The sequence below is a fragment of the Ruegeria sp. B10 genome (assembly GCF_056539825.1).
This window is the reverse complement of sequence record NZ_JBQFVP010000002.1, coordinates 147,119-167,359: the sequence shown is the minus strand read 5'-3', so window position 1 is coordinate 167,359 and position 20,241 is coordinate 147,119. Positions and strand designations below refer to the sequence as shown.

Here is a 20,241-nt window from a genome sequence, read left to right as displayed (position 1 = left end):
GGTTTCTTTGTTTTTCAGTTAGGGCTTAGTGCGCGTGGCCTTTGTCCCAGTCTTCCTGCTTTGGCAGCTGCTCGAAGGTGTGTTCGGGCGGCGGGGTCGGCAGGGTCCATTCCAGCGTATCCGCGTACTCGTTCCACGGGTTCGGACGTGTTTCCTTTGCGCCGCGGAAGAGGGCGTAGAATACGATGCCGAAGAACAGCAGGAACGAAGCGAAGGACACGAATGCACCGATCGACGACACGAAGTTCCACTGAGCGAAAGCCTCAGGGTAGTCGATATAGCGGCGCGGCATGCCCTGGCGGCCCAGGAAGTGTTGCGGGAAGAAGGTCAGGTTGGCACCGATGAAGAACATCCAGAAGTGAACCTTGCCCCAGAACTCCGAGTACTGACGACCGGTCATCTTCGAGAAGTAGAAGTAGACGCCAGCGAAGATCGCAAAGACGGCACCCAAGCTCATCACATAGTGGAAGTGCGCCACAACGTAGTAGGTGTCGTGATAGGCACGGTCGATACCGGCTTGCGACAAAACCACGCCTGTCACACCGCCAACGGTGAACAGGAACAGGAAGCCGAAGGCGAACAGCATCGGTGTCTTGAACTCGATCGAGCCGCCCCACATGGTGGCGATCCACGAGAAGACCTTAACACCAGTCGGAACCGCAATGACCATCGTGGCCAGCATGAAGTAGGCCTGCTGACGCAGCGACATGCCAACGGTGTACATGTGGTGCGCCCACACGACGAAGCCCAGCACACCAATCGCGATGATCGCCCAGACCATCGGCAAATAACCGAAGATCGGCTTGCGGGCGAAGGTCGCAATCACATGGCTGATGATGCCGAAGCCGGGCAGGATCACGATGTACACTTCCGGGTGGCCGAAGAACCACAGGATGTGCTGATACAGGATCGGGTCACCGCCACCGGCCGGATCAAAGAAGGTAAAACCGAAGTTACGGTCCATCAGCAGCATGGTGATCGCGCCGGCCAGAACGGGCAGCGACAGCAGAATCAGCCACGAAGTGACGAAGATCGACCAACTGAACAGCGGCACCTTGAACAAGGTCATGCCCGGGGCACGCATGTTCAGGAAGGTGGTGATCATGTTGATCGCGCCGAGGATCGAGGAGGCGCCCGATACGTGCACGGCAAAGATCGCAAGGTCCATGGACATGCCACCCTCTGTCGTGGACAGCGGTGGATATAGAACCCAGCCTACGCCTGAACCCAGCTGGTCGTTACCGCCGGGGCTGAGCAGCGAAGCCACGCCCAGAGAGGTACCAGCGACGTACAGCCAGAAGGACAGGTTGTTCATCCGCGGAAACGCCATATCCGGCGCGCCGATCTGCAACGGCATGAAATAGTTGCCAAATCCGCCAAACAGGGCGGGGATGACAACGAAGAACATCATCAGAACACCGTGATAGGTGATCATCACGTTCCACAGATGGCCGTTTGGCGTACATGGATCGGCCATGAAGCCTTCCAGGCACATGTACTGAACACCGGGGTGCATCAGCTCAAGCCGCATGTAAACGGTCATCGCCACCGAGATGAACCCGGCGATAGCCGAGAAGATAAGGTAGAGAATCCCGATGTCCTTGTGGTTGGTCGACATGAACCAGCGCTGAAAGAACGAGCGCTCGTCTTCATGATCGTGGCCATGAATGGCTGCGTCTGCCATTTTAGGTGCCTCCTGTTGCAACTACGCCGCGCAACCAGACCTCTCCGGTGCGCGGGATTACTGCTGGTTTTAGATTGCGTTGAGGTTGCCTTCAATGGCCGAGTTTGATCTGGATCAAGAATAATTGTCGCGGGCAGAGCGCTGCGCCGCGAATTCAGATCATCAATGGGTCGAATCTGGCTATTTCATCCCAGCTTTCAAGAGGTCACGCAGGTTCGTCAGCCTGAATCGGCCGAGTTCCGCCTTGACCGAGGCACGTTCGAACCGCAGAACTCCTTTGAACCCATTGCAAATTCAGAGGCCCGACATGTCAGCATATGATCCGGACAATATTTTCGCCAAAATCCTGCGCGGCGAAATCCCCTCGACCCGTGTGTACGAAGATGATGAGACGCTGGCGTTCATGGACATCATGCCTCGCGCCGATGGTCATCTGCTGGTCATCCCGAAAACCCCGTGCCGCAATGTGCTGGACGCCACGCCCGAGCAGTTGAATGCCGTCATGGCAACCGTTCAGAAACTGGCCCGTGCTGCCAAGCAGGCGTTTGATGCCGGTGGGGTGACCATTCAGCAATTCAACGAAACCGCAGGCGGGCAGGAGGTCTTCCACCTGCATTTTCACATTCTGCCCCGGCATGAAGGCGAGGCCCTGCGTGCGCCCGGAAAGATGGGGGATTTCGAAGAGATCGCCAAACACGCCGAACAGATCAAGGCTGCGCTCTAGGCTCCTCGGCTGTATGAAATCGTGTATTCGGCTGTCCGAACTGCCTTAAGCATAGCCCGGAAACGAAATTGCCGTTCCGATTTGGGGTCGGAACGGCAGACTCGTACTCATACACATTACGGGTCACCGGAGCAGATCCGGGTTACCGGTTAACATACCACTCACTCAAGACTGGTAGGACAATGTTACTCTTTAACCGGGCGAATGTATGCCGGTTTAATGGAATTTGGTTAAGCTTTTACTTAAATGGCCACAATTGCTATCGAATATTGCAGGGTTGAAATGACCGATAGCTGCAGCTTGGAAACAGAGGGGCGCGGGCGCAGGGATTGTACGTGGATTTGGGCGCTTCGGCGATTCGATCAGGGCATTTGATGCGCCAGGCTTATGACCAATAGCCAATAGGAAAAGAGTGCGACGAACGCGGTTGCGGACAATAATGCCTTGGGGCTCTAGTACTACCCTATTGCCATGCGCCGCCAGTCCTTCAGCCTGCCAAACAAGATCGCGTATCTAGGTGCCTGGGACAACTTGTTTGGCGCTCAAGTGGTTGTCTTTTGTAAAAGGTAGAAAGCTTGGGCGCGGCAATGCTGTTCCGTCAAAGGCGGACGAAAAGCTGCTCTTCAGTTGCTAAAAATAGTCGCGGAATTGAGGGGAAACAGCCAAGCTATTGTTTTTGTTGGTGCGGTCGAGAAGACTCGAACTTCCACGGGAGTTACCCCACAGCGACCTCAACGCTGCGCGTCTACCAATTCCGCCACGACCGCACTGCCAATGACTTGGTAGCGCGGCGTATAGACCCTTGGAACCCGGATGTGAAGAGGCAAAAGCGCGTTGGTTTAAATTCAGTACCGGCATTCATATGTGTATCAGCCAACCACCCTGTAGGAGCCCCCGATGACCACCCCGGATACCCGCCCCGTTGTTCAGATTGATGTTGTCTCTGATGTTGTATGTCCTTGGTGTATCGTCGGCTTCAAGCAGCTTGATCAGGCGCTGCAGCAGCAAAACGTACTCGCGCGGCTCAGGTGGCATCCGTTCGAACTGAACCCGCAGATGTCAGCCGAAGGGCAGAACCTGCGCGAACACATCATGGAGAAATACGGCAGCACCGCCGAACAAAGCGCACAGGCGCGCGAGAGGCTGACCTCGATTGGGGCAGAGCTTGGCTTTGCTTTCAATTTCACCGACGACAGCCGCATGGTGAATACGTTCCAGGCGCATCAGTTGTTGGACTGGGCCGAGGGGCAGGGGCGGCAGCATCCCCTGAAGCTTGCGCTTTTCGAAGCATATTTCACGGATCAAAAGGATGTTTCTGACATCGATGTACTGGCAGACGCGGCTGAGGCGGCCGGGTTGGACCCGCAAGCCGCGCGGGCGGCTTTGGCATCCGGGGATCATCAGGCCTCGGTGCGGGAGAAACAGCAATTCTGGACCAGTCGCGGCATTTCCGGCGTGCCTTCGATGGTGTTCGCCGGGAAATACCTGACTACAGGGGCGCAAGGGGTCGAGACATACGCCAATGTCCTCAAGCAATGTCTGGAAGAGGCCGCGTGACCTCTTTCCCCCAACCAACCGGCGCGGTATGAGGCAAGCATGGAATGGAAGATCTCAGACGGGCTGACCGACTACCAGGAGGCCGTCGCCTTTATGGAGGCGCGCGTGGCGGCTATTGCGGCAGGCGAGGCTGACGAATGCGTCTGGCTGCTGGAACACCCACCCCTTTACACGGCGGGTACGTCTGCGCGACTCGAGGATCTAACCGACCCTGACCGGTTCCCTGTCTATGAAAGCAAGCGTGGCGGGGAATACACCTATCACGGCCCCGGCCAGCGCGTCGCCTATGTCATGCTCGACCTGAACAAGCGAGGCCGTGATGTGCGCCTGTTTGTAAAGCAGCTCGAGATCTGGGTGATCGCCGCATTGGACGAGTTCAACGTCAAAGGCGAGATTCGCGACGGACGTGTTGGCGTGTGGGTGCAGCGGGACGACAAGCCACTGACGATCACTGGACAACCCGCGGAAGACAAGATCGCCGCTATTGGTCTGCGCCTGCGAAAATGGGTCAGCTTTCACGGCATCTCGATCAATGTTGAGCCTGAGCTGGACCATTTCTCGGGCATTGTGCCCTGCGGCATTCGGGAACACGGCGTGACATCGCTGGTTGACTTGGGGTTGCCGGTGACCATGGCAGATGTGGATACTGCCCTGCAAAAGACCTTTGCGGAAGTCTTCGAACAAGCCGACGCCTAGGGCTCCAGCACTATCTCTTGCCGTAGTTTCGCAGTGGTTTTGTCGAAGATCAGGATGCGGTTGTCGTCAGTGACGACGCCATACCAGTTGTTCCCGATCGTTACCGCTTGTGCTTTGGCTCCATCCGGCAGTTCGATCTGATCGGGCAGGGTTGGGGTCCGGTCCGATAGCCGGATGACAATCAGTGCGAATGTCACTAGAACCCCGCCAATCATCACCGCGGTCAGCAACATGACCATGCGCCGAAGCAGCCTCAGCTGTGGCGTTTCCTGCGGTTCTTCTTGAGGTTCGGAAGGGACAGTCATGGGCACCCGACAGGTTGAGTTTCAGATCGCGGCCGCTCCGCCGCCTCGCCTTGATAAGGCGCTTTCGCGGGATGTTCCAGCCGAGGAAAACCTGTCACGCACCCGTCTGGCGCGTTTGATCGAGGAAGGTTCGGTTCTGGTCGAGGGCGCTGAGGTGCGCGATCCGAAGGCCAAGGTGGCGGAAGGAGCCATGGTGGTCATCACGGTTGCTGAGGCCGAAGACAGCCATATCGGCCCCGAGGATATCCCGCTGGATGTGGTCTTCGAGGATGACGAGCTGATTGTGGTGAACAAACCCGCCGGGATGGTCGTGCATCCTGCGCCAGGTTCGCCGAGTGGAACGCTCGTGAATGCGCTGCTTTATCATTGCGGGGCAGACTTGTCCGGGGTTGGCGGGGTCAAACGACCCGGCATTGTCCACCGGATCGACAAGGAAACCAGCGGGCTACTTGTGGTCGCCAAATCGGATGCAGCTCACCACGGGCTTGCGGCGCAATTCGAGGCGCATAGTGTTGAACGCTACTACCGAGCGGTTTGCTACGGGGTGCCCGATGCCAATGACCCGCGCTTGCGGGGTGTCAAAGGTGTCAGTTTCGAGCCCGGCAACATCATGCGGGTGACCACTCAGCTTGCCCGACACAAGACCGACCGTCAGAAACAGGCGGTTCTGTTTCACGGAGGGCGGCACGCGGTGACGCGGGCGCGTGTGGTTGAAACATTTGGTGCGCCGGCTGGGCTGGCATTGATCGAATGCTGGCTGGAAACAGGGCGCACCCATCAGATTCGCGTGCACATGGCCCATGCAGGTCATGGTCTGGTCGGCGATCCGGTCTATGGCGGCAAACGCAAATTGGCGGCCAAAGCGTTCAGTGCGGCAACCGCCGAGGCCGTCCGGGCTTTTCCGCGTCAGGCGTTGCATGCCGCCGTTTTGGGCTTTGAACATCCGGTAACCGGCGAAAACCTTCGATTTGAAGCGGATCTACCGCAGGATATGCAGGACCTGATTGAAACGCTGCGCACCCCTCTGTCATAATACGCAAACTCCTGTGAGTAAGAGTTTCTTAGCTTTCCTTTACCCAAGCTTAATTTCAAACTGTTAACGGTACCTCTTGAAAGGGATGGGTTCCTTACCCATATCGTATGTTAAAGAGCTAAACATTTGTCGGAGGGACATCAAAATGGCAAATTACGCAAATCTCCCCGCGCCGACGCCTGAGGGCGGCCTGAACCGCTATATGCAGGAAATTCGCAAGTTTCCCCTGCTGGAGCCGGAAGAAGAATACATGCTGGCCAAGCGCTGGGTCGAAGAGCAGGACACCGAGTCCGCTCATAAAATGGTCACATCGCATCTGCGTCTGGCGGCCAAGATTGCCATGGGCTATCGCGGCTACGGTTTGCCGCAGGCCGAGGTTATTTCCGAGGCCAATGTGGGCCTGATGCAGGCGGTCAAACGGTTCGACCCGGAAAAGGGCTTCCGTCTGGCGACCTATGCAATGTGGTGGATTCGCGCCTCGATCCAGGAATACATCCTGCGGTCCTGGTCGCTGGTGAAGCTGGGCACGACCTCGGCGCAGAAAAAGCTGTTCTTCAACCTGCGCAAGGCCAAGGCGCGTATCGGTGCGTTGGAAGAGGGCGACCTGCGTCCTGAGAACGTCACTCAGATCGCCAATGATCTTGGCGTGACCGAGGAAGAGGTCATCAGCATGAACCGCCGCATGTCGGGCGGCGATGCCTCGCTGAACGCGACCGTCGGGTCCGAGGGTGAAGGCACCATGCAGTGGCAGGACTGGCTTGAGGACGAAGATGCCGATCAGGCGGGTGACTACGAAGCTCGTGATGAACTGGACGCTCGGCGTGAGTTGCTGGCCGCTGCGCTTGAGGTGCTGAATGACCGCGAGAAGGACATCCTGACGCAGCGTCGCTTGATGGATCAGCCGGTGACTTTGGAAGAGCTCAGCACGCAATACAATGTGAGCCGCGAGCGTATCCGTCAGATTGAGGTTCGCGCTTTTGAGAAACTTCAAAAGAAAATGCGCGATCTGGCCCGCGAGAAGGGTATGTTAACTACCCGCTAGATCCAAGGATCGCACAGCCCGCAGATGTCTGCGGGCTGTTTTTTTATAATGATGAAAATCAAAGTGCTGCGCCGGATACCTCATCCTCTTTGCATCGTTTGTTGACACTTGCCCCGCCTCGGTCTTGAGTCAGCGGCACATCTAAATGGCCTGATCAGGGAGAGAACGATGCAGAAACCGGTTCAATTTGGTGTTCTGGGGGCCGCCAAATTTGCGCGGCAATATATGGCTCCGGCGATCCATGCGGCAGACGGGGCACGTTTGGCGGGGCTTGCGACTTCGAACGCGGTCAAGGCCGAGCCATTTCAGGCCTTCTGCCCCGATCTGACCGTCTATAACAGCTACGACGCGCTTCTGGATGATCCCGAGATCGAGGCCGTCTATATCCCTCTGCCAAATCACATGCATGTCGAATGGAGCCTGAGGGCGCTGGACGCGGGCAAACATGTGCTGTGTGAAAAGCCGATGACGATGCAGGCGGCTGAGTTCGATGCGTTGACCGAAAAGCGCGATCAGACAGGTTTGCTGGCGGCTGAGGCCTATATGATCGTGCATCACCCTCAGTGGCAGTTCGTGCAGAAACTGATCGCTGATGGTGCCATTGGCAAGCTGGTCCATGTGACCGGCGCGTTCAGTTTCGACAATCGAGAAGAAGTGACCAACATTCGTAATCGTGCAGAGACCGGCGGGGGCGGGCTGCGGGATATCGGGGTGTACGTTATCGGCGGCGCGCGGTTTGCCACAGGCCAGGAGCCCTCCGCGGTTCAGTCCGCGATCCGCTGGCAGGACGGCATCGACACGTTCACCGAAATTCGCGCGCAATTCCCGGGTTTTACCTATTCGGCCTATGTCTCGATCCGGATGCACCCGTATCAAGAGATGGTGTTTCACGGCGAAGGCGGTGTCATCCGCCTGACCGCGCCGTTCAACGCGCGCGTGTTCGGCGAGGCGCGGGTCGAGTTGCATCGACCGGGGCTCGAGGTTCAGGTGACCCGGTTCCCCGGTGACGATCACTACAAACTGCAGGTCGAGGCCTTCTGCCGCTCGGTCCGCGACGGGGCGGCCTATCCTTGTCCGCTGGAATTCTCGCGCGGGACGCAAGAGATGATTGATCGCGTGTTCGCGGATGCCGTTCCTCTCTGACTTGCCAGTCATCGCCCGGCGCGCGTATCCTGTGCTTCATCCATAAAAGGAGAGGTGTCATGGCCGGAGGTTGGGCCCGCGATGGTGCGGTCAGCGAACAGATCGAGGCGTCGATTTCCGACGAACTGGCCCGCATGCAGGCGCAAAAGCGCCCCGTAGGCGAAAGCCTGACCCATTGCGCGGAATGCGAGGAACCCATTCCCAAAAAGCGCCGCCAAGCGCTGCCCGGCGTCAAGCTGTGTCTGGACTGTCAGCAGGACAGGGACGGGACGTATCAACAGCGGGCAGGCATTAACCGGCGCGGATCAAAAGACAGCCAGTTGAAGTAGGGCAATTCGATCGCCTCATTTGCAGGAAAAACCACTTTCCCTAATCAGGATTTTGAGGGCGGCTATGTAGAACCGGTTTCAACAGCCATTGCTCAGTTCGTTGATCTCTATTCGAAACGCTTTGACCGGAGAAGAAAAGTACCTCGTTTCAAAAAACAAGAGAGAATCTTGAAGTCTTTGCCTGCAAGAAAATTCAGAACTTCTGGAACAGTGTTCTGTTTCCCTCGTTCAGGGCCAGCATCGACTGCTACGTACTCCACCGAATTCAGTGTGTTTTCTGCGCCACGCAGCACCTCGGGTTCCATTCCTTCTGCTTCTATTTTGAAGAGCTTTATTGCCTCAGGCGCGACGCTCTCCTTGAAAAAAGCGTCGAGCGTTGCTTTTCGTACGGATATAATGCCGTCGTACTTCTCCGGTTTGAACAGACTGGAATCCGCAGTGTCGGTCTTTAGGAAAAAGTCCGCAGTGCCTTCAGTATCACTTAGCGCCACATCGTGGCAGTTGCCCGCAACGTTTTTGCGAAGTGCAGAAAATGCCAGAGGATCAGGCTCAAAGCCGTAGTAAATACCGCGTCTTGCCTCACACCATATACCGATCTCACCGATATTGGCCCCGACATCAACGACGACATCGCCTGCAGAAACGAGATTTCCTGAAAGCCCATAGTCACGCAGAAGTTGCCGTCTGCGGCGAATTGTTCCGCGCCTGTACAAGGCCAGGCGTGCCTTGTCAGAAACATAGATCTTCTTTCCACCGGCTTTGTCCTGCGCGTAGTACAGTTCGCTCTGCTCGTCGAAACCGTACGCAATCTTGTTGGTTGCTTCCGGGACTGTCGAGTTGTCGGTGCTCTGTTTCATTGGTATGTTTTCTGTTCTTTCTTTTTGGGCGGTCAAAGTCAAAAGGTTCTCCGCTACGGGCGGTCCGACCTTTTGATACGGCGGCTTTTTTTTGCCGCCACGCGGCCACTCATGGAAGTCTGTTTTCTTTATGCTTTCGGAAACAACGTTCCGTTGCTCATTTTGGAGCTTGGACAAAGCTACGGGCAAAGACAACTGGTCTCGCCGTGAATATCGAAGGATATGAGAAAACCAGGTCTCCATCGCCTCAATGCATCCCGGTTCGTTGTGACGACGCGCTAACATCCCACCCCAAACGGGTTTTTCAAGCATAGTTTCTGGGTAGTAACTCTCGTAAAAATCTCTGTGTTCGTCCAATACAGCCTTGTGCTCATAGCCGGCTTTTTCAACAGCTTGAAACTCTTCGAGAATTGTATTTCGGTATGAATGGAAAAGGCCACCGAAGACGACGTTTTCATTCGGAATTAGCTTTTCCCAAATATTCCAAGGGTTTGTTGTTAAAAACACGGTGCTGTCGATATAGAGGGACGCCGAATGGTCCGCCAACCAACGATGCGGTCGGACTTTCTGTTCACGCGAGCTTCGGAACGCATCCGCTTCTAAAAAGGGGGGAACGGATATGCACGTCCAACCATTGGTTTTCTTTATATCTTGGTCAGTAAAGCAAATGTAGTCTACTTGATCGGCTGCTGTGATTTCGGGAAGCGGGTACACCCACCCAATAACGTTTGTATAGACTACCAGTCGGTCTTTATTCATTTGCGTCAGCTTGCAGTTTTACTAAGTTTAGCTTTTACCTTTTTGCAACCAAGGCAACAAATTGAGTACAGCCGAGGCTAACAGGAGTCAAAATTTCGTTTCTTCCAGAACTGCTTTCAGCAAGCTTCTTGAGCTGTATTTGAATCTTGCTCGAGAGGGTGCCCAAAACGCGGACATCCTCGCTGTATTTACCAAAAATCTGGGGGTAGGTCGCCTTCAGCCCTCCATCGCTTCCAGTTCGTCAATGAAGCCCGAGATCATCGACAGGCCTTTATCCCAGAACTTGGGGTCGCTGGCATCTAGGCCAAACGGGGCGAGCAGGTCTTTGTGGTGTTTCGATCCACCGGCGCGCAGCATCTCGAAATACTTGTCCTCGAACCCCTCAGCGCCGTTTTCGTAGACCGAATAAAGCGCGTTCACGAGGCCGTCTCCGAACGCATAGGCGTAGACGTAGAAGGGGGAATGCACGAAATGGGGGATATAGGCCCAGAACGTTTCATACCCTTCCATGAATTCGAATGACGGCCCGAGGCTTTCCGCCTGAACGCTCATCCACAGGGCGTTGATGTCGTCCGGGGTCAGTTCGCCCTCGCGGCGGGCGGCGTGCAGCTTGCATTCGAAATCGTAGAAGGCGATCTGGCGGACGACCGTGTTGATCATGTCCTCGACCTTACCAGCCAAAAGCACCTTGCGCTGTTCCTTGGTTTCGGCCTTGTCCAGCATTTTGCGGAAAGTCAGCATTTCACCAAACACGCTAGCGGTCTCGGCCAGTGTCAGCGGGGTCGAGGACAGCATCTCGCCCTGATCTGCCGCCAGTACCTGATGGACACCGTGGCCAAGTTCGTGTGCGAGGGTCATCACGTCGCGCGGTTTACCCAGATAGTTGAGCATCACGTAAGGATGGACATCGGTCACGGTTGGATGTGCGAAGGCGCCGGGCGCTTTACCCGGCTTCACTGCCGCGTCGATCCAACCTTTCGAGAAGAAGGGCGAGGCGATCTCACCCATGCGCGGATCAAAGGCGTTATAGGCATCCATCACCGTCTTTTCGGCCTCGTCCCAGCCCACGATTCTTGTGTCTTCCATGGGCAGCGGAGCGTTGCGGTCCCAGACTTGCATTACGTCCAGACCCAACCATTTGCGTTTGAGCTCGTAGTAACGGTGGCTCAGCTTGGGATATGCGGCGACGACAGCCTCACGCAGGGCCTCGACCACTTCGGGCTCGACGTCGTTCGACAGATGACGACCGGTTTGAGCGGTTGGCATGTTGCGCCAACGGTCGACGATTTCCTTTTCCTTGGCCTGCGTGTTGTGAACACGGGCGAAGGTTTTGATGTTCTCCTGAAACACCGAGGCCAACTCGCGCGAGGCCGCCTCGCGTTTGCTACGGTCCTGTTCTGTCAGCAGGTTCAGGGTGCCTTCGATGTTCAGCTCTTCGCCGTCGACGGTGAAGGTCAGACCCGCGATGGTTTCGTCAAACAGACGCTCCCACGCGTCACCGACAACGCCTAGGTCGTGGAGGAATTTCTCCAGCTCGTCAGACAGTTGGTAGGGTTTCATCGCGCGGATGCGGCGGAAGACTGGCTCATAACGTGCAAGATCAGCATTGGCCGCGAAATGGGCCTGCAGAACGTCGTCTTCGATGCGGTTGATCTCGAGCGTGAAGAACACCAGAGGGGTGGTGAAGACGGTGATTTTTTCCTGCATGTCCGACAGGAACTTGGCGCGATCGGCATCGGTCGTCAGTTGGTAGTAGCGCAGACCGGCGAAGGACATGATTCGACCGGCGATGGCGTTGATCTTTTCGTTGCGATGCACACAGGTCAGCAGGCCTGCAGCGTCCAGATCGGCCAGTTTACCTTCGTAGTCCGAGGCGAATGAGGCGCATTCGCCTTCAAGCCAGTCCAGATCCCGCGCCAGCTCGGCCGCTTCTTCCGAGGCATAGAGGTCTGTCAGGTCCCATTCGGGCAGGTTGCCAAGGTTATCGGAACCGCCGACTGCATTTGCATCACGGACGGGAAAGGGCAGGTCGCGCATGGAACACCTCTGAATAGCATTGTTGCCAAACATCTAGGGCTGGCGCGCCCGGATCACAAGCCGCCAGTCAAGATCAGTGCCGTGCGGACGTCCTAGGGGCGATTTGCCAGGAAATGCGCTGTCAGCTCGTCCAGTACCGGGTTGCGAACCTCGGGGGCCTCCATCAGCACCTCATGCTCACCATCGGGGATCTCGACCAAGCGACCATTGGGCCAGTTCGCCATCCGAGCCCGGATCGCCTTGCGGTCCACGATCTGTTCGTGGCTGCCCAGATAGGTCAGGCACGCGACGTCCGGCGCCGGTTGCTCCATCAGCCATTCACATTCGCTGAGCGCCTCACGCAACCACTGGTTGGACGGGGCACCAAGCGCCAGTTCGGGGTGCGCCTTCAGTTGATCTTGCATCATCTTGAACATGTCCGGGTCGCGCGTCAGCGAGTTGCCCTCGAACGGCTCCGCCAGGACATAGCTGGTCAAAGAAGTGGTCGGCGGGGTGCGTTCCCCCAATCCCAGCGCCGTGCCCCAATAGGCGGTCAGACGGCTGAGGGGTTTCATGAGCGGGACAAAGAAAATGCCCCACATCGGCCCGGTAAACGCACAGGCTGCAAAGCAATCGTTCTGGATGACCGCGCGCAAGCCGATGGCGCCCCCCATCGAATGCCCGATCACGTACCACGGGCGCGGCAGGTCCAGTGTCTCAGCCAGTTCCAGCACCACGGCGACGTCATGTTGATAATCGGTGAATTTATCGACATGCCCGATGCGGGGTTCGTCCAGCATGCGGTCGGCCAAACCCTGTCCGCGCCAGTCGACGGCGAGGGCGGCAAATCCGCGATTCAGGAATTCCCCTGCGGTGCTCGCGTATTTCTCGATATACTCGGTGCGGCCCGGAAACAGGAAGACCGTGCCGTTCTTTGCATCCTCGGGCAGCCAATGCCCGACACGGATGCGTTTGCCGTCGGCGGTGTGGAGCCAATGGGCTGTACCACCGGCAGGGTCGCCGGCCACGTCATCATAAAAGGGGGCCGGCGAGTACTCCATCAGGCCAGAACCGATGCAAGCTTCATGGCGATTCCCATGTCACCGTCGACGCTGAGCTTGCCGGACATGAACGCGCCGGTCGGGTTCAGATCGCCGCTGAGGATCTGTTCGAACGTGTCCGCATCCGCACTGAGTGTCACATCTGCTTCGTCATCACTGACGCGGGCACCGTCTCCGTCCAGAACAATTGCGCCCAGATCGGCGATTGCAAACTTAGCGGACGCATCAAAGCCACCACCGGCCAGCTTTTCGTTCAGCGCGGCCGCAGCCTTTTCAAGAATCTCGCTCATGCTTTTCCTCATATTGTTTATGCGCCGAGAATGGACATCCTCGGTCGCAACGCTACACTGACCATTGTTATGGGTATTGCAATCACCAATCTCAAAGGTACCGTTGCGGCACTTGCCGTTCTAGTCATGTTTTCCACCAGTGGTGGAGCGCAACAAGCGGATTCCCGCGACGAAGAAGCGCTGTTGAGGCAACTGGCGCAGGCAACGCCAGAGCAAGCCATCGGTTTGGATCGTCAGTTGCAGGCGCTCTGGTCGCAATCGGGTTCAGCCTCGGCTGATCTGTTGCTTGAGCGGGGGCGCGAAGCGCTGGATGACGGCGATATCGAGGCCGCGATCGAACATCTCACCGCGTTGACCGACCACGCGCCCGAATTTGCCGAAGGCTGGCACGCGCGGGCCTCGGCCTTTTTCGGCATCGACCGGTTTGGAATGGCAGCCGCCGATCTGGAACACGCGCTGACCCTCAACCCAAACAACTATCAGGCTATTTACGGTCTGGGGTTGATCTTCGAGGTCGTCGGAAAACCCGATCAGGCGCTTGAGGCTTATTCCCGCGCGTTGGCTATACATCCCCATCATGAAGAAGTAACCAATGCCGTGAATCGGCTGAAGCCTCAGGTTGAAGGCAAGGCGCTGTAAGTCGGAAGGCGCAGGGGGCAAAGGTGAGCGGGTCATCCCGAGTAGTGGCCGTACTTGGCCCAACGAACACAGGTAAAACTCATTACGCGATCGAACGCATGCTGGGGTATCGGACTGGTGTTATCGGCCTGCCTCTGCGTCTGCTCGCGCGGGAGGTCTACGACAAGATCGTCGCCATTCGCGGCCCCTCGGTCGTGGCGCTGGTGACCGGCGAGGAGCGGATCGTACCGCCGCGCACGCAGTACTGGGTCTGCACGGTCGAAGCGATGCCCGAAGGCATGGGCGCCGATTTCGTCGCGATTGATGAAATTCAGCTCTGCGTGGATCCCGAGCGTGGCCACGTCTTCACCGACCGGTTGCTGCGGTCGCGGGGAACGAGCGAGACGCTGTTCATGGGGTCCGACACCATGCGCGGCCCGATTGCGGCACTTGTGCCCGAAGCGCAGTTTGTCCGCCGCGAGAGGATGTCTCAGCTGGTGTATTCGGGGTCGAAAAAGATCAGCCGAATGCCCCCGCGCAGCGCTATCGTCGGGTTCTCGGTCGAAAACGTCTATGCCATCGCAGAACTGCTGCGGCGTCAAAAGGGTGGGGCTGCTGTGGTGATGGGCGCGCTCAGCCCGCGCACGCGGAACGCGCAGGTCGACCTGTATCAAAATGGTGAGGTCGACTATCTGGTGGCCACCGATGCCATCGGGATGGGCTTGAACCTGGATGTGAACCACGTGGCGTTTTCGTCCCTGACCAAATTCGACGGTCGCCGGATGCGCCCCTTGGCCCCGAATGAGTTGGCCCAAATCGCGGGCCGGGCAGGCCGGGGTATGTCGGATGGCACGTTCGGCGTGACTGGCGAGGCCCCGCCATTGGACGAAGGTGTCGCGCAGGCGATCATGGACAGCCGCTTTACGCCGATGAAAAAGCTGAACTGGCGGAATGCCGCCCTTCGCTTCGGCTCGGTCGACGCGCTGATCACATCGCTTGAGGTCAGTCCCAATGACGAACATCTGACCAAGGCCCGCCCGGCGGATGACCTGAACGTGCTGAAATCGCTGTCGCAAGTGACCGAGGTCGCAGCCCGCGCCAGCGATGGCCCGTCGATCCGTTTGCTATGGGATGTGTGCCGAATTCCCGATTTTCGGGGCATTAGCCATTCGGAACATGCCAACCTGCTCGAGGTGATCTACGGCCATCTACACGAACGCGGCGCGATCCCGGACGACTTCATGGCGCGGCAAATCCGCCGGATCGATCGCACGGACGGAGATATTGATGCGCTGTCCAAAAGGTTGGCTTATATTCGCACCTGGACATATGTTGCGCAACGAAACGGCTGGGTCCGTGACGAATCGCATTGGCGTGAGGAAACGCGCACTGTAGAAGACAGGTTGTCGGATGCTCTGCATGATCGTCTGACGCAAAGATTTGTGGACCGGCGCACCTCGGTGTTGTTGCGCCGGCTCAAACAGAAGGAGGCCCTTTTGGCCGAAGTAAATGACAAGGGTGAAGTGACCGTCGAAGGCGAATTCGTCGGTCGTCTGGAAGGGTTCCGGTTTACACCGGACAAAAGCGCGCAAGGGGCTGAGGCGAAAGCGCTCAAGTCGGCCTCGCTGCAAGCACTCGCGCCGCAATTCCATCTGCGTGCCGATCGCTTCTACAATGCACCCGATACCGAAATTGATTTCACGGATCAGGGCGGCCTGATGTGGGGCGAATACGCTGTCGGCAAACTGGTTGCCGGGGCCGAGCCTCTCAAGCCGATGGTCGAGGTTTTTGTGGATGAGGCCGCGGGGCCGGACGTCGAACAGAAGGTGCAGCGCCGTCTGCAGCACTTCATCGACCGCAAAGTGGCCGCACTTTTCGAACCGCTGCTTAACCTGTCTCGAGACGAGGAACTGTCCGGTCTGGCGAAAGGCTTTGCCTTCCGCATGGTCGAGGCGCTGGGCGTGCTGCCCCGCGCGCAGGTCGCGCAAGAGGTCAAGGATCTGGATCAGGATGCCCGTGGCGCGCTGCGCAAGCACGGCATCCGTTTTGGTCAGTTCACCATCTTCATGCCCCTGCTGCTGAAACCTGCGCCCACTCGCCTGCGCCTGGTTCTCTGGGCACTGTCCAGTGGTCTGCAGGAATTCCCCGAAGCACCGCCTCCGGGTCTGGTCACCGTGCCGGTCGCCAAGGATGCGCCGCAGGGTTATGACACAATGTGTGGCTACCGCGATGCGGGCGAGCGCTCGATCCGGATCGACATGCTGGAACGTCTGGCCGATATGCTGCGCTCTGAGGACAGCCGGGGCGGCTTTGAAGCCAAACCCGACATGCTCTCGATCACAGGCATGACGCTGGATCAGTTCGCAGACCTGATGCAGGGTCTGGGCTACAAGGCCGAACGTAGCGAGCGTGAAAAGGTCAAGGCCGTACCTGCCGAGGTACCTGCGACTGAAGCGGCAGAACAACCCGCCGCCGAAGAAACCCCTGTAGCTGAGGCTCCGACCGATGAGGTCGCCGAACCCGCCGAGGCGCCAGCCGAGGCCACCGAAAGCACCGAGGCGGCAGTCGAGGCTCCGGCCGCGGAACCCGCAAGTGACGAACCCGAGGTCGAGGTGTTCTACAACTTCACATGGGGCCGGCAGCGCCAGCAAAATCGCGGCCCGCGCCGCGAACAGGGGCAGGGCAAGGGCAAGCCGCGTGGGAAACCTCAGGACGGTCGCAAGCCGCAAGGCAAGAAGGGCGGCAAACCGCAGGGCGCAAAATCCTTCTCGTCCCGGCCTCCGAAGAAGGAAAAGGCGATTGATCCCGACAACCCGTTTGCAGCAGCGCTGATGGGTTTGAAGGGCGGCAACTGATCCGTCATGGATCAGACCAAGCTGCGGATCGACAAATGGCTCTGGCAGGCGCGGTTCTTCAAGACACGTAGCCTGTCGGCCAAACAGGTCAGCGGCGGCCATGTCAGGCTGAACGGCAACCGCGTTCTGAAACCCGCCCAAGCGGTGGTTCCCGGCGACGTTCTGACATTTCCACAGGGCAAAATCATCCGGGTCGTTCGCGTCGAAAAACTCGGCGACCGCCGCGGTCCGGCCCCCGAAGCGCAAACATTGTACTTCGATATGACGGAAAAGAAGGACATACCGCCCAAAAACCCGTCATATGAGGGAAAAGGTCGTCCAACCAAGAAAGATCGGCGCGCGCTTGATCTTTCTCGTACGCCAAACGGCCCCACATCTTGAAGCCAAACCCGGACTGAACTAGCTAGACGCCAAACCTGAATGGGATTCTAAACATGACCTACGTCGTTACCGAAAACTGCATCGGCTGCAAATACACCGACTGTGTGGAAGTGTGCCCTGTGGACTGTTTCTACGAAGGTGAGAATACGCTGGTCATCCACCCCGACGAATGCATCGACTGCGGCGTCTGTGAACCAGAATGCCCGGCTGATGCAATCCGTCCCGACACCGAACCAGGCATGGAAACCTGGGTCGAGTTCAACCGCAAATACTCTGAAATGTGGCCGGTCATCGTGACCAAAAAAGACCCGTTGCCAGAGGCGGAGGAGCGCGATGGCGAGGAAGGCAAGATGGAGAAGTATTTCTCCGAAGCTCCGGGTGAAGGCGGGTAAGTGATTCGCACCCCATTTGGATGGCAAAGAAAAGCGGTCTTCAAAGACTAATCCCTTGATTGCAGGCCGTTTATAAAAAAATTCCCCTAGGGAAACTTTTGAGTGTCTCATTTTTGTGATATACTCTGTCCCTACATGATGACTGAGATTGGGATGTACTCCGTAAGTATGCTCGCTTTGGAGTTCTGAATTTGCGACAAACAGACCGCCTGCCGGGGCCACAATAGGCACCGAGCGTGGGTTTTTTGTTGTTCGCATCCCGGTCCAAAACCAAGGAATGAATTGAATGTCGAAGTCGAAAAAGCTTGAGTTCCGCCCGAACGACTATGTTGTCTACCCCGCCCATGGTGTGGGTCAGATCATTTCGATCGAAGAGCAGGACGTCGCTGGATTTTCGCTCGAATTGTTCGTCATCTCTTTTGAGAAAGACAAGATGACCCTTCGCGTGCCGACAAACAAAGTGACCGAATCCGGTCTGCGTTCGCTCAGCTCGCCGGATGTGATCAGCCAGGCGATGAAGACGCTGAAGGGTAAGGCCAAGGTCAAACGGGCCATGTGGTCGCGCCGCGCGCAGGAATACGAACAGAAGATCAACTCGGGCGATCTGATCTCGATCGCCGAAGTGGTTCGCGACCTGCACCGCACCGATGATCAGCGCGAACAAAGCTATTCTGAGCGTCAGCTCTATGAAGCCGCGCTGGAGCGTCTGACCCGCGAAGTCGCCGCCGTGTCCGGAGACGGAGAGATTTCTGCCGCCAAGCAGGTGGATGATGTCCTGACTTCGCGCGCCGCCGCCTAAGTCTACGACGATTGAAACAGCAAGGCCGCTCCGGCATCGGGGCGGCCTTTTTCGTTGCTTGGTGGATTGGTGAAAACCGGTTAGTTTTTCTGTAGATGCAAGCAGATACCGGGTCGGCATGAAGAAGACGGTCAAGTTCCTATATATCGGCAAGGCCCCGATTTCGGTCTGGTTCCGCTATGGGTTGATCTTGTTCGATGTGGTCACGATCATCTTCTTTGTTGCCACTGCGCATTTTCCGCATGGCCCATGGGTGACTGGTATCAGTTGGGTGGTTGGCTTTATTATCCTGCTGGATTTTTCGGCCAGAATGTGGATCACCAAAGACCGCTGGAAGCTTTTGCGCAAGATTTACACTCTGGCAGATATCGTGGTGATCGTGTCGCTGATCCTTGACCCGTTTCTGACGGGCAATCTCGCGTTTCTACGTATCCTGCGCGCTCTACGTCTGATCCACTCATACCATCTGCTCTGGGACTTGCGGCGCGACAGTACCTTTTTCCGCACGCACGAAGATGCGGTCATCGCAGCCATCAATCTGCTGGTCTTTGTGTTTGCAACTTCAACAGCGGTTCTTGTCTTTTTCATCCCTGAAGATGCTAAGAACCCCTATATAGACGCGCTGTATTTCACCATGGCGACCCTGACGACGACGGGATTTGGTGACATCACCCTGTCGACGCCTTGGGGCAAGCTGTTCTCGGTGTTTATCATGGTGGTCGGAGTTGCTCTGTTCGTGCGCCTGGCACAGGCGATTTTCATGCCGCAGAAAGTGCGCCACAAATGCCCCAGCTGTGGTTTGTTCCGGCATGATCCGGACGCGGTGCATTGCAAGCATTGCGGCTGCACCCTGCGGATTGAGACGGGTGGGGTGTCTTAAAGCTGAGCCGCTATTGCTACCAGAAAAGTGATTTCGGTCAATTGCTGAGAAGCGCCGAGGATATCTCCGGTCTGGCCGCCTATCTTGGCCTTTGCCATGAGGGCCAGCACACCCACAACGAGTGCGGCGCATAGGGCGGGCAAAATGACCTGCCCACCGAGCAGCAAAACTCCCGTCAAACCCGCCAGAGCGAGCGAAACCGCGACTGGGCCCACGGACGGGGCGCCGACAGAATGGCTGAGACCGGATTTACGCGCATTGGGCAATGCAGCCATCAGCAAGGGCATGAACGCGCGTGACACCACACAAGCGGCAATGATCGCTAGAAACGCACCGGCAGACAAAAGGGCCGCGACTGCTGCAACTCGCATCAGCTGCGAACCAATCAGGGACAGCACGCCATATGTGCCGATGTGGCTGTCCTTCATGATCTCCAACCGGCGTTCTGGCGTGAACCCGCCCCATAGGCCATCAAACGTATCGGCCAACCCGTCCTCATGCATTGCGCCGGTTGTCATGGTCAGGGTCGCCACGAGCAAAACGGCGCACACGAAAGGCGGAACCGACAACGTCAGCGCCAGCCACCCAATGACGCAGGCCAATGTACCAATCACCAGGCCGACCACCGGAAAGGCCCAAACCGCCTGCGCTTGCCGGGCAAAGACCCTCTCGGGCAAACGGGGCAGGGGCAGGCGCGTCAACAGGACCAGCGCCAGCGGGATATCCCATGCGGAAACCGGATTGGTGTCGTTTTTTTGCACTTCTGCGCCTTTCGAGGCCTTGTTGGATTCAGTGCTTCGGTTAAACACACAGGACCACT

20 protein-coding genes and 1 tRNA gene are annotated in these 20,241 nt (G+C 57.4%); 13 read left to right on the top strand and 8 right to left on the bottom strand.

Annotated elements, in window-relative coordinates; all coding sequences use genetic code 11:
* Positions 1-25: 25 nt before the first annotated feature.
* Positions 26-1,684 (bottom strand): cytochrome c oxidase subunit I, encoded by a 1,659-nt coding sequence (ctaD, locus tag ACR0J4_RS03160; protein ID WP_170470015.1) that lies wholly within the window; start codon positions 1,682-1,684, stop codon positions 26-28.
* Positions 1,685-1,991: 307 nt separating this feature from the next.
* On the opposite strand from ctaD, the gene ACR0J4_RS03155 reads away from it, so the two are divergent.
* Positions 1,992-2,408, top strand: a complete 417-nt coding sequence (locus tag ACR0J4_RS03155; protein ID WP_170642203.1) for an HIT family protein — start codon at positions 1,992-1,994, stop codon at positions 2,406-2,408.
* A 680-nt stretch (positions 2,409-3,088) separates the two neighbouring features.
* On the opposite strand, the gene ACR0J4_RS03150 is transcribed toward ACR0J4_RS03155, so the two are convergent.
* Positions 3,089-3,175 (bottom strand) — tRNA-Leu (locus tag ACR0J4_RS03150).
* A 130-nt stretch (positions 3,176-3,305) separates the two neighbouring features.
* Between ACR0J4_RS03150 and ACR0J4_RS03145 the strand changes: the two genes are divergently transcribed.
* A complete protein-coding gene (locus ACR0J4_RS03145) occupies positions 3,306-3,965 on the top strand; it encodes a DsbA family oxidoreductase (protein ID WP_170551453.1) in 660 nt (219 codons plus the stop codon).
* 39 nt (positions 3,966-4,004) lie between these two features.
* Positions 4,005-4,661 carry a lipoyl(octanoyl) transferase LipB gene (lipB, locus tag ACR0J4_RS03140; RefSeq protein WP_170642200.1) on the top strand — a complete coding sequence of 219 codons (657 nt, stop codon included), beginning with the start codon at positions 4,005-4,007 and terminating at the stop codon, positions 4,659-4,661.
* Here lipB and ACR0J4_RS03135 read toward each other — a convergent pair.
* The gene (locus ACR0J4_RS03135) at positions 4,658-4,966 is read right to left on the bottom strand and encodes a DUF6476 family protein (RefSeq protein ID WP_170551447.1); all 309 of its coding nucleotides are present in this window, start codon (positions 4,964-4,966) and stop codon (positions 4,658-4,660) included. The genes lipB and ACR0J4_RS03135 overlap by 4 nt on opposite strands.
* Here ACR0J4_RS03135 and ACR0J4_RS03130 point away from each other — a divergent pair.
* The 4 genes from ACR0J4_RS03130 (at position 4,965) to ACR0J4_RS03115 (ending at position 8,513) form a co-directional block, all read left to right on the top strand.
* Positions 4,965-5,999: an RluA family pseudouridine synthase gene (locus ACR0J4_RS03130; protein WP_170551444.1), complete on the top strand. Its 1,035-nt coding sequence runs from the start codon at positions 4,965-4,967 to the stop codon at positions 5,997-5,999. The genes ACR0J4_RS03135 and ACR0J4_RS03130 overlap by 2 nt on opposite strands.
* Positions 6,000-6,144: 145 nt before the next feature.
* Positions 6,145-7,041, top strand: coding sequence for an RNA polymerase sigma factor RpoH (rpoH, locus tag ACR0J4_RS03125; protein ID WP_170551441.1), 897 nt, complete (start codon positions 6,145-6,147; stop codon positions 7,039-7,041).
* Positions 7,042-7,209: 168 nt separating this feature from the next.
* A complete protein-coding gene (locus ACR0J4_RS03120; RefSeq protein ID WP_170642198.1) occupies positions 7,210-8,184 on the top strand; it encodes a Gfo/Idh/MocA family protein in 975 nt (324 codons plus the stop codon).
* A 59-nt stretch (positions 8,185-8,243) separates the two neighbouring features.
* Positions 8,244-8,513 (top strand): DksA/TraR family C4-type zinc finger protein, encoded by a 270-nt coding sequence (locus ACR0J4_RS03115; RefSeq protein WP_170551435.1) that lies wholly within the window; start codon positions 8,244-8,246, stop codon positions 8,511-8,513.
* 107 nt (positions 8,514-8,620) lie between these two features.
* Here the strand turns inward: ACR0J4_RS03115 and ACR0J4_RS03110 are convergent, their stop codons facing one another.
* The 4 genes from ACR0J4_RS03110 to ACR0J4_RS03095 form a co-directional block, all read right to left on the bottom strand.
* Positions 8,621-10,129 carry an FkbM family methyltransferase gene (locus ACR0J4_RS03110; RefSeq protein WP_170642196.1) on the bottom strand — a complete coding sequence of 503 codons (1,509 nt, stop codon included), beginning with the start codon at positions 10,127-10,129 and terminating at the stop codon, positions 8,621-8,623.
* Between the two features lie 216 nt (positions 10,130-10,345).
* Positions 10,346-12,166, bottom strand: coding sequence for a M3 family oligoendopeptidase (locus tag ACR0J4_RS03105; RefSeq protein WP_170642194.1), 1,821 nt, complete (start codon positions 12,164-12,166; stop codon positions 10,346-10,348).
* 92 nt (positions 12,167-12,258) lie between these two features.
* Positions 12,259-13,206 carry an alpha/beta hydrolase gene (locus ACR0J4_RS03100; RefSeq protein ID WP_170642192.1) on the bottom strand — a complete coding sequence of 316 codons (948 nt, stop codon included), beginning with the start codon at positions 13,204-13,206 and terminating at the stop codon, positions 12,259-12,261.
* Positions 13,206-13,496, bottom strand: coding sequence for an SCP2 sterol-binding domain-containing protein (locus tag ACR0J4_RS03095; protein ID WP_170642190.1), 291 nt, complete (start codon positions 13,494-13,496; stop codon positions 13,206-13,208). The genes ACR0J4_RS03100 and ACR0J4_RS03095 overlap by 1 nt, the downstream gene beginning before the upstream one ends.
* A gap of 30 nt (positions 13,497-13,526) precedes the next feature.
* Between ACR0J4_RS03095 and ACR0J4_RS03090 the strand changes: the two genes are divergently transcribed.
* The 6 genes from ACR0J4_RS03090 to ACR0J4_RS03065 all read left to right on the top strand — a co-directional run bounded on the left by ACR0J4_RS03090 (position 13,527) and on the right by ACR0J4_RS03065 (position 19,421).
* Positions 13,527-14,135 carry a tetratricopeptide repeat protein gene (locus ACR0J4_RS03090; protein ID WP_170376486.1) on the top strand — a complete coding sequence of 203 codons (609 nt, stop codon included), beginning with the start codon at positions 13,527-13,529 and terminating at the stop codon, positions 14,133-14,135.
* A 23-nt stretch (positions 14,136-14,158) separates the two neighbouring features.
* Positions 14,159-16,969 (top strand): helicase-related protein, encoded by a 2,811-nt coding sequence (locus ACR0J4_RS03085; protein ID WP_170642188.1) that lies wholly within the window; start codon positions 14,159-14,161, stop codon positions 16,967-16,969.
* A 6-nt stretch (positions 16,970-16,975) separates the two neighbouring features.
* A complete protein-coding gene (locus tag ACR0J4_RS03080; RefSeq protein ID WP_170642186.1) occupies positions 16,976-17,350 on the top strand; it encodes an RNA-binding S4 domain-containing protein in 375 nt (124 codons plus the stop codon).
* A gap of 53 nt (positions 17,351-17,403) precedes the next feature.
* Positions 17,404-17,742: a ferredoxin FdxA gene (gene fdxA, locus ACR0J4_RS03075; RefSeq protein WP_170469959.1), complete on the top strand. Its 339-nt coding sequence runs from the start codon at positions 17,404-17,406 to the stop codon at positions 17,740-17,742.
* Positions 17,743-18,028: 286 nt separating this feature from the next.
* Complete coding sequence (locus tag ACR0J4_RS03070) at positions 18,029-18,541, top strand: CarD family transcriptional regulator (RefSeq protein WP_170457950.1); 513 nt, start codon at positions 18,029-18,031, stop codon at positions 18,539-18,541.
* Between the two features lie 118 nt (positions 18,542-18,659).
* Positions 18,660-19,421, top strand: a complete 762-nt coding sequence (locus tag ACR0J4_RS03065) for a potassium channel family protein (protein ID WP_170642184.1) — start codon at positions 18,660-18,662, stop codon at positions 19,419-19,421.
* On the opposite strand, the gene cobS is transcribed toward ACR0J4_RS03065, so the two are convergent.
* On the bottom strand, positions 19,418-20,182 hold the full coding sequence (cobS, locus tag ACR0J4_RS03060; RefSeq protein ID WP_170642182.1) for an adenosylcobinamide-GDP ribazoletransferase: 765 nt from the start codon (positions 20,180-20,182) through the stop codon (positions 19,418-19,420). The genes ACR0J4_RS03065 and cobS overlap by 4 nt on opposite strands.
* Positions 20,183-20,241: the final 59 nt, after the last annotated feature.

Excerpts from the sequence above, each read along its gene's own strand:
- ACR0J4_RS03095 (WP_170642190.1), bottom strand. The coding sequence starts at position 13,496 with ATGAGCGAGATTCTTGAAAAGGCTGCGGCCGCGCTGAACGAAAAGCTG.
- ACR0J4_RS03080 (WP_170642186.1), top strand. The coding sequence starts at position 16,976 with ATGGATCAGACCAAGCTGCGGATCGACAAATGGCTCTGGCAGGCGCGG.
- ACR0J4_RS03155 (WP_170642203.1), top strand. The coding sequence starts at position 1,992 with ATGTCAGCATATGATCCGGACAATATTTTCGCCAAAATCCTGCGCGGC.
- ctaD (WP_170470015.1), bottom strand. The coding sequence starts at position 1,684 with ATGGCAGACGCAGCCATTCATGGCCACGATCATGAAGACGAGCGCTCG.
- rpoH (WP_170551441.1), top strand. The coding sequence starts at position 6,145 with ATGGCAAATTACGCAAATCTCCCCGCGCCGACGCCTGAGGGCGGCCTG.
- ACR0J4_RS03130 (WP_170551444.1), top strand. The coding sequence starts at position 4,965 with ATGGGCACCCGACAGGTTGAGTTTCAGATCGCGGCCGCTCCGCCGCCT.
- fdxA (WP_170469959.1), top strand. The coding sequence starts at position 17,404 with ATGACCTACGTCGTTACCGAAAACTGCATCGGCTGCAAATACACCGAC.
- ACR0J4_RS03100 (WP_170642192.1), bottom strand. The coding sequence starts at position 13,206 with ATGGAGTACTCGCCGGCCCCCTTTTATGATGACGTGGCCGGCGACCCT.
- ACR0J4_RS03135 (WP_170551447.1), bottom strand. The coding sequence starts at position 4,966 with ATGACTGTCCCTTCCGAACCTCAAGAAGAACCGCAGGAAACGCCACAG.
- ACR0J4_RS03120 (WP_170642198.1), top strand. The coding sequence starts at position 7,210 with ATGCAGAAACCGGTTCAATTTGGTGTTCTGGGGGCCGCCAAATTTGCG.
- ACR0J4_RS03145 (WP_170551453.1), top strand. The coding sequence starts at position 3,306 with ATGACCACCCCGGATACCCGCCCCGTTGTTCAGATTGATGTTGTCTCT.
- ACR0J4_RS03115 (WP_170551435.1), top strand. The coding sequence starts at position 8,244 with ATGGCCGGAGGTTGGGCCCGCGATGGTGCGGTCAGCGAACAGATCGAG.
- ACR0J4_RS03070 (WP_170457950.1), top strand. The coding sequence starts at position 18,029 with ATGTCGAAGTCGAAAAAGCTTGAGTTCCGCCCGAACGACTATGTTGTC.
- ACR0J4_RS03065 (WP_170642184.1), top strand. The coding sequence starts at position 18,660 with ATGAAGAAGACGGTCAAGTTCCTATATATCGGCAAGGCCCCGATTTCG.
- ACR0J4_RS03105 (WP_170642194.1), bottom strand. The coding sequence starts at position 12,166 with ATGCGCGACCTGCCCTTTCCCGTCCGTGATGCAAATGCAGTCGGCGGT.
- lipB (WP_170642200.1), top strand. The coding sequence starts at position 4,005 with ATGGAATGGAAGATCTCAGACGGGCTGACCGACTACCAGGAGGCCGTC.
- ACR0J4_RS03110 (WP_170642196.1), bottom strand. The coding sequence starts at position 10,129 with ATGAATAAAGACCGACTGGTAGTCTATACAAACGTTATTGGGTGGGTG.
- ACR0J4_RS03090 (WP_170376486.1), top strand. The coding sequence starts at position 13,527 with ATGGACATCCTCGGTCGCAACGCTACACTGACCATTGTTATGGGTATT.